General features: G+C 41.0%; 4 protein-coding genes. All 4 read left to right on the forward strand.

The features are described 5' to 3' along the window. Positions 1-145: 145 nt before the first annotated feature. Positions 146-1,672: a fumarate hydratase gene (locus L1D46_RS11165; protein WP_062570698.1), complete on the forward strand. Its 1,527-nt coding sequence runs from the start codon at positions 146-148 to the stop codon at positions 1,670-1,672. A gap of 400 nt (positions 1,673-2,072) precedes the next feature. Then, on the forward strand, positions 2,073-3,113 hold the full coding sequence (locus tag L1D46_RS11170) for a Glu/Leu/Phe/Val dehydrogenase (RefSeq protein WP_130051207.1): 1,041 nt from the start codon (positions 2,073-2,075) through the stop codon (positions 3,111-3,113). A gap of 157 nt (positions 3,114-3,270) precedes the next feature. Next, positions 3,271-3,906, forward strand: a complete 636-nt coding sequence (locus tag L1D46_RS11175) for a CatA-like O-acetyltransferase (RefSeq protein ID WP_239977567.1) — start codon at positions 3,271-3,273, stop codon at positions 3,904-3,906. Positions 3,907-4,037: 131 nt separating this feature from the next. Next, the coding region (locus tag L1D46_RS11180) for a ligand-binding sensor domain-containing diguanylate cyclase (RefSeq protein WP_239977566.1) at positions 4,038-6,941 on the forward strand (2,904 nt) is incomplete at its 3' end.

The following is a 6,941-nucleotide window of genomic DNA, read 5'->3' on the forward strand; positions in this document are numbered from 1 at the left end:
GGAGGGTATCATAAGTTAAATTTGATTGGCAGCGTTATGATTTCCTTTATAGTGATGCCATGACTAACCCGTAGAGTAAATCTTCGTCACCGGTTTACTCAGGATCACGTACAGCGCTACGCGATAAAAACTTAAGGAACCCGTAATGAGTACAATTCGTCAGCAAGACTTCATTGATAGCATTGAAGATGCATTGCAATACATTTCTTTTTATCACCCTCTCGATTTCGTACAAGCCTTAGAAAAAGCTTACAATAAAGAGCAAAGCAAAGCGGCAAAAGATGCCATTGCGCAAATATTAATTAACTCTCGTATGTCAGCTGAAGGTAAGCGTCCGCTATGTCAAGATACAGGTATTATTACTTGTTTCGTAAAAGTAGGTATGGATGTTAAGTGGGATAAAACAGACATGACCGTACAGCAAATGGTTGATGAAGGTACCCGTCGCGCATACTTAAACCCAGATAACCCGTTACGTGCATCAATTGTTGCAGACCCTGCTGGTACGCGTAAAAACACCAAAGATAATACACCATCAGTTGTTCATATCGACTTAGTGCCAGGCGCTGAAGTAGAAGTAATGGTGGCAGCGAAGGGCGGTGGCTCAGAAAATAAAACGAAAATGGTTATGCTTAACCCATCTGATGATGTGGCTGCATGGGTTGAAAAAACATTACCAACGATGGGTGCGGGCTGGTGTCCACCTGGCATGTTAGGTATAGGTATTGGTGGTACTGCAGAAAAAGCTGCGGTACTTGCTAAAGAATCTCTAATGGACCCAGTTGATATTCACGAGCTGATTGAGCGCGGCGCAGAAACAACTGAAGAAAAAATGCGTATCGATATCTTCGAACGTGCAAATAAATTAGGTATTGGTGCACAAGGTCTTGGCGGTTTAACAACCGTAGTTGATGTGAAAATCAAAACGGCACCGACTCACGCAGCATCAAAACCAGTGGTTATGATCCCTAACTGTGCAGCAACTCGTCACGTTCACTTTACGTTAGATGGTTCAGGCCCTGCTGATCTTAAAGCACCGAAACTAGAAGATTGGCCAGAAGTTACGTTTGAAGTTGGCGAAGGTACACGTCGCGTTGATTTAAACACACTGACTAAAGAAGATACGCAAGAATGGAAGATGGGTGAAACTGTACTTCTGTCTGGTACTATCTTAACGGGTCGTGATGCAGCTCATAAGCGTCTACAAGACATGATCCAATCAGGTGAAGGTTTACCAGAAGGCGTTGATTTTGATAACAAGTTTATCTACTACGTTGGCCCTGTAGATGCTGTGGGTGATGAAGCAGTAGGCCCAGCAGGCCCTACAACTGCGACTCGTATGGATAAATTCACCGATATGATGTTAGAAAACACAGGCATCATCGGTATGATTGGTAAAGCTGAGCGTGGTCCTGCTACAGTAGAATCAATCAAAAACAATAAGTCTATCTACTTAATGGCGGTAGGTGGTGCAGCTTACCTTGTTTCTAAAGCAATCAAGAAAGCACGTGTTGTTGCGTTCGAAGATTTAGGTATGGAAGCAATCTACGAGTTTGAAGTAGAAGATATGCCAGTAACCGTTGCTGTTGATAGTGAAGGTGCGAATGCGCATACGCAAGGCCCAGCTATTTGGAAAGCAAAGATCGAAGAACTTGATGGCAAATTAAAATAACCATCTTGTAACTCTTTAAATAAACGGCGCAACAGCGCCGTTTTTTTCAGCTCTGACCAGTCTTAGTTATTTCTTCACCATCCCCTTAAAAAGCATATATTTCTTGGCTTTATCGATACAATTTCTTTGTAATATTTTCTTTACGCTATACTTTACCTTTACGTTCACGTAATTAAGTATGCAATGTTAATATTTTGTTTTGAATTAACAATGCTTAAAGTGTGCTTTTTATGGTGTGTTTTTTCTTTAAAGTGTTATTTTTTGAGTCGTTATTTCGGCAGGGGAACTTTGCTTAGTTTTATCATCTCATATAGTGGCAAGGGAGCAAACGAAGTGATAAAGTCTCGGCACTTTCAGCGCTCACACCCCTTAGGGTAAGAAAATTTCGGAGTATTTAACTGTGGCTGTATTTAATAAAGTCGACTTTGATAACCACGAGCAAGTGGTGTTTTGTTCAGATAAAGAATCAGGCCTAAAAGCTATTATCGCGGTTCATAATACCAAGTTAGGTCCAGCAGTTGGTGGTTGCAGAATGTGGGACTACTCAACAGATGAAGATGCTGTAACTGACGCACTACGTTTATCAAAAGGTATGACGTATAAAAATGCTGTGGCACGCTTACCATTTGGTGGCGGTAAGTCAGTGATTATTGGTAATGCAAAAGAAATAAAATCAGAGCAACTTTTCCGTGCATTTGGTCGTCAATTAGAGCGATTAAGCGGTAGCTACTATTCAGCTGAAGACGTGAACATCACCTGTGACGATGTTGCTATTATGAATAAAGAAACTAACTATGTATTAGGTCTTGAAGGTAAAAGTGGTAACCCATCACCTTTTACTGCTTATGGTACATTCTTAGGTATTAAAGCTGCATTACAACATCAACGTGGCCACCAAGACCTAGCAGGTGTTAAAGTAGCAGTTCAAGGTTTAGGTGCGGTGGCGTATGGCCTATGTAAGCATTTACACGAAGCGGGCGCAACGTTATTTGTAACAGATATCAATGAGCAAGCTGTTGAGCGTGTTGTTAATGACTTTAACGCTACGGCTGTTGGTATTGATGAAATCTACGACTTAGATGTCGATGTTTATGCACCGTGTGCACTAGGCGCAACGGTAAACGACACGACTATCCCTCGTTTAAAAGCAACGATTATTGCAGGTTGTGCGAATAACCAATTAGCAGAGTCTCGTCACGGTGAAATTATTCGTGAAAAAGGTATCTTATACGCTCCAGATTACGTAATTAACGCAGGTGGTATCATCAACGTTTACTACGAAACAGCGCCAGAAGGTTATAGTGCAGAAGCATCAACGAAACACGTTGAAGGCATCTTTGATACCCTAACTGAAATCTTTGCTCGTTCGGAAAAAGAGCAAAAGTCGACGCATTTAATTGCAGATGAGCTAGCATTAGAAATCATCGAAAACGGCTTATAATTTAGTAAATTCACTAAATTTACAGTCAAAAAAAGGTGCGCAGGTCGCACCTTTTTTGTATCTGTTATTTATCGCATCAAGGTGACGAAGTTAAGCTTGCTAGGTACACTCAGCTTTTAAATTTCGAGGACACCTAATGAAAGCTCCATCTTGTGAAATCACGCCTATTGATCTAGCGACTTGGCCTCGTAAACAGCATTTTGCTTTTTTCAAAGAATTTTCTCTGCCTTATTTTAATGTGTGTGTTTCGCTCGATATGGCAGCTCTCTACACTAAATGTAAAACAGAGTCTTATTCGTTTTTTCACTGCTATGTCTACCTAACACTTGAAGCATGCCATGATTATGCGCCGATGCGTCAACGTATTATTGATTGTTTGCCAGTACAACTGTCATCGGTAAGAGGCAGTGTTGTAGAGCTTGCTGAAGATGAAACATTCCGCTTTAGTTATTTTGAAAAACAAGCGTCGATGGACGATTTCTCAAAACATGCCATTGCAGCGAGCAAAACAAGTAAAGCAAAGCCATTTTTTTCTGATGCATTTGCTGCAACAGAAGGGCAGCCTGATCTTATTCATATCTCAGTGCTTCCATGGTTAAACTTCACAGGCTTCTCGCATGCCGTGAGTGAGGGGCACGGCCTTGGTATACCTAAGTTTGTGTTTGGTCAATATGACTCGAAAACTGGCAAGATGCCACTCTCAATTGATGTGCATCATGCTTTGATGGATGGCTTACATGTGGCGCGATTTGTGAAAATACTGCAAGATAAAATTACGAATTTTTGTAATTGATTGTTGCTAAATGTCATTAAAGTGAGTAAGAATTGCAACTAATGTAGTATTATCTGAAGTTAGCGATGACTTTGGCTTCACAGAGCTACATCACTGAATAGAACGATAATAAATATCAGGGTTTTAGTTTTATGGTGCGGGTAGTTAGTTGTATTTTACTTTTCTTATGTTTCAGCGCTTTTGCAGACTCTGCACGCCTCTCTCTGAGTGACTACTTTACAGAGACTTGGAGTACTCGCGCCGGACTTCCTCATAATAGTATTAATAGCGTTACGCAAACTAAAGATGGCTACATTTGGATAGCGACTTGGGAAGGCCTTTCTCGCTTTAATGGCCGTGAGTTTAAACTTTTCACTCGCACAGAAATTCCTGGTTTACCAGATTCAGGCTTACGTAGCCTTATTCCCATGGATAATGGAGATTTATATATCGTTGGTGCGCGAGGTGGTATTGCTCTTCGCTCACAAGGTGGGTGGCGCGCATTACCCAGTTCTTCTGCGATGGTAAATCATGCGCTTGTCACTGAACAAGGTGAGCTTTGGTTAGCACTAGAAGGACAAGGCATTACTTACCGTGCTTCTGAAAATGCCACTGAGCAAAAGTTACTTGATAAGCTGAGCGCATATCGTCTTTTACAGGACAAAACTGGGGTGATCTGGGCTGCTACCAGTGATGGACTCTATCAAATTATTAATAATCAAGTTCGTAGAGTAGGTCAAGAATCAGGCCTACCTGACGCCTCTGTCTTTACTTTGTTACTCACTAGTTCAGGTACCTTAATTGTTGGGACCGAAAAGGGAGTATGGAAAAAGCAGCAAGACAAATTCATTTCTGTTGACCCTGTACTGAATAAAGAATCTATTTCTAGCTTACTTGAAGATAGTGAAGGCGATTTGTGGTTTGGCACCATCAATAAAGGGGTGTTCAGACTCAGCAGTGTAGGACTTGAAAACTTGGCCGCCGATGATGGTTTACCCAACAACCGTATTTTATCTTTACTGCAAGATCGCGAAAAAAGTATCTGGGTTGGCACTAATGCTGGTTTATTTCGCCTGCGCGAAGCGCCATTTACAAATTGGAGTCAAAGTCGTGGGCTTGCATCTGACTATGTGCGTACCGTGTTATCGCATTCTGATGGTAGTTTGTGGGTGGGCAGTAGTAATGGTTTAAACCGTATTGAAAATGGCAAGCTCACAACTCTTAGCCAAGCCTATGAAAAAGACCCGCTATCAGTTTTAAGTTTAACCGAAGATAAACAAGGCACAGTGTGGTTAGGCACTTATACTGCAGGTTTAATGAAAGTGGTAAACAAACAAATTTACCCAGTAAGAAATCGCAGTAATGGCTTGATTAGTAATGAAGTTCGCGCTGTGTTGTTCGATAAAATGGATAACTTATGGATTGGCACCGCGGGTGGTTTAACCAAAATAGATCCTGCCGGGCAAACTGAATTATTCACCACAGAAGATGGTTTAATTGGTGATTTCATTATGGCCCTTGTCGAAGATGACCTTGGCAGGTTATGGGTTGGTACGGGGGTCGGTGTTTCAATTTATGACCCAGCAACAAAGCAGTTTAAAACTCTAGAGTTTCCAAAGCAGTTCAGTACTGAGTATGCATTTGGCTTTTATTTAGATGACGATACTATGTGGCTTGCTACTGATAGAGGCCTAGTTCGCTACAATCTCAGCACAGATAAAATGAGCTTGTTTGGTCGAGATCATGGTTTACCAGTTGATAAGCTGTTCCAAGTAATTGAGCAAGGTGACTCATTATGGCTGACCAGTAACCGTGGTGTTATTCAAGTCAACAAAGCTCAGTTAGTTGCAATACTAGATAACCCTGAAAAAGTTCAACCAATGAGCATTTCGATGCAGCTTTATGATGAAGGCGATGGCATGTTGAGTGCGCAAGCAAATGGCGGTTCAAACCCTGCAGCTGTTCTTCATTCCGATGGACAAATATGGGTTGCTACTGCTAAAGGTGTCGCTATCGTAACACCAGAACGCTTAAAAGAAGCTAGTAAACGACGATTATCGACGGTTATTGAAAGCTTTGAAGTCGATGGCAAACCAATGACTTTACCTGTTGGTAATGAAGTTTTGAGTTTACCTGCTGGTGTTTCTCGTGTTTCGTTTAACTATGCAGGGCTTAGTTTTATCATGCCTGGGCGTTTAAACTACCAAACTCAATTAAGTGGTTACAATCAACAATGGGTAGACAGGGGGCGTCTGGCCATTACGGAGTACACCAATTTACCGCCGGGTGAATATACCTTTAAAGTGCGTGCAGGGTATCCTAATAGTGATTGGCAAAATAATGAGCAAGTACTGCGTTTTAAAATCGCCCCTTATTTTTGGCAAAAAACTAGCTTTAAGTTATTTATCTTAATTGCCGTACTTTTTACTGCTTATGTCATTTATAAATACCGCTTATATCATTATAAGCGTATTGAAATTGAGTTAACCGAAAAAGTTGAACAGCAAATGCATGATTTACAAACCCAAGCGGATGCTTTTGCTCATTTAGCGAACCATGATCAGTTAACGCAATTACCGAACAGACGAGCTTTCGATAGCTGGTTATCTGAAAACTTTAATCAATTTCAGCGTGATAATAAAACGCTTAGTATTGCCATTATGGATATTGATCACTTCAAACTTATTAATGACAACTTCTCGCACTTAATTGGCGATAAAGTGATTTGTGAAATTGCTCGTTTGCTGCGCCTGAACTTCCCTGATGAAGGTTATGCCGCTCGTTGGGGCGGTGAAGAGTTTACTCTGCTGTTCCCTTATAAAAATGCTGAAGAAGCTGCAAAAATGTGTGAAATTATCCGTTTAGAAATAGCCGATTACGATTTTTCAGAATTAGCACAAGAGCTCTCAGTGACGGTTAGTTTTGGCGTTGCAGATAATGCAGAAGTTACTGATTATGACCGTTTATTATCACATGCAGATACAGCTCTTTATCACGCTAAAAACAACGGGCGTAATAAAATTTTTATTTATAATCAAGGTTGCACTGCGCTAGAT

Source organism: Pseudoalteromonas sp. Isolate3, from assembly GCF_022398505.1.
Lineage (GTDB): Bacteria > Pseudomonadota > Gammaproteobacteria > Enterobacterales > Alteromonadaceae > Pseudoalteromonas > Pseudoalteromonas apostichopi.

Bases quoted from the DNA above. Each gene is read 5' to 3' on its own strand.
- L1D46_RS11165 (WP_062570698.1), top strand. From the start codon at position 146: ATGAGTACAATTCGTCAGCAAGACTTCATTGATAGCATTGAAGATGCA.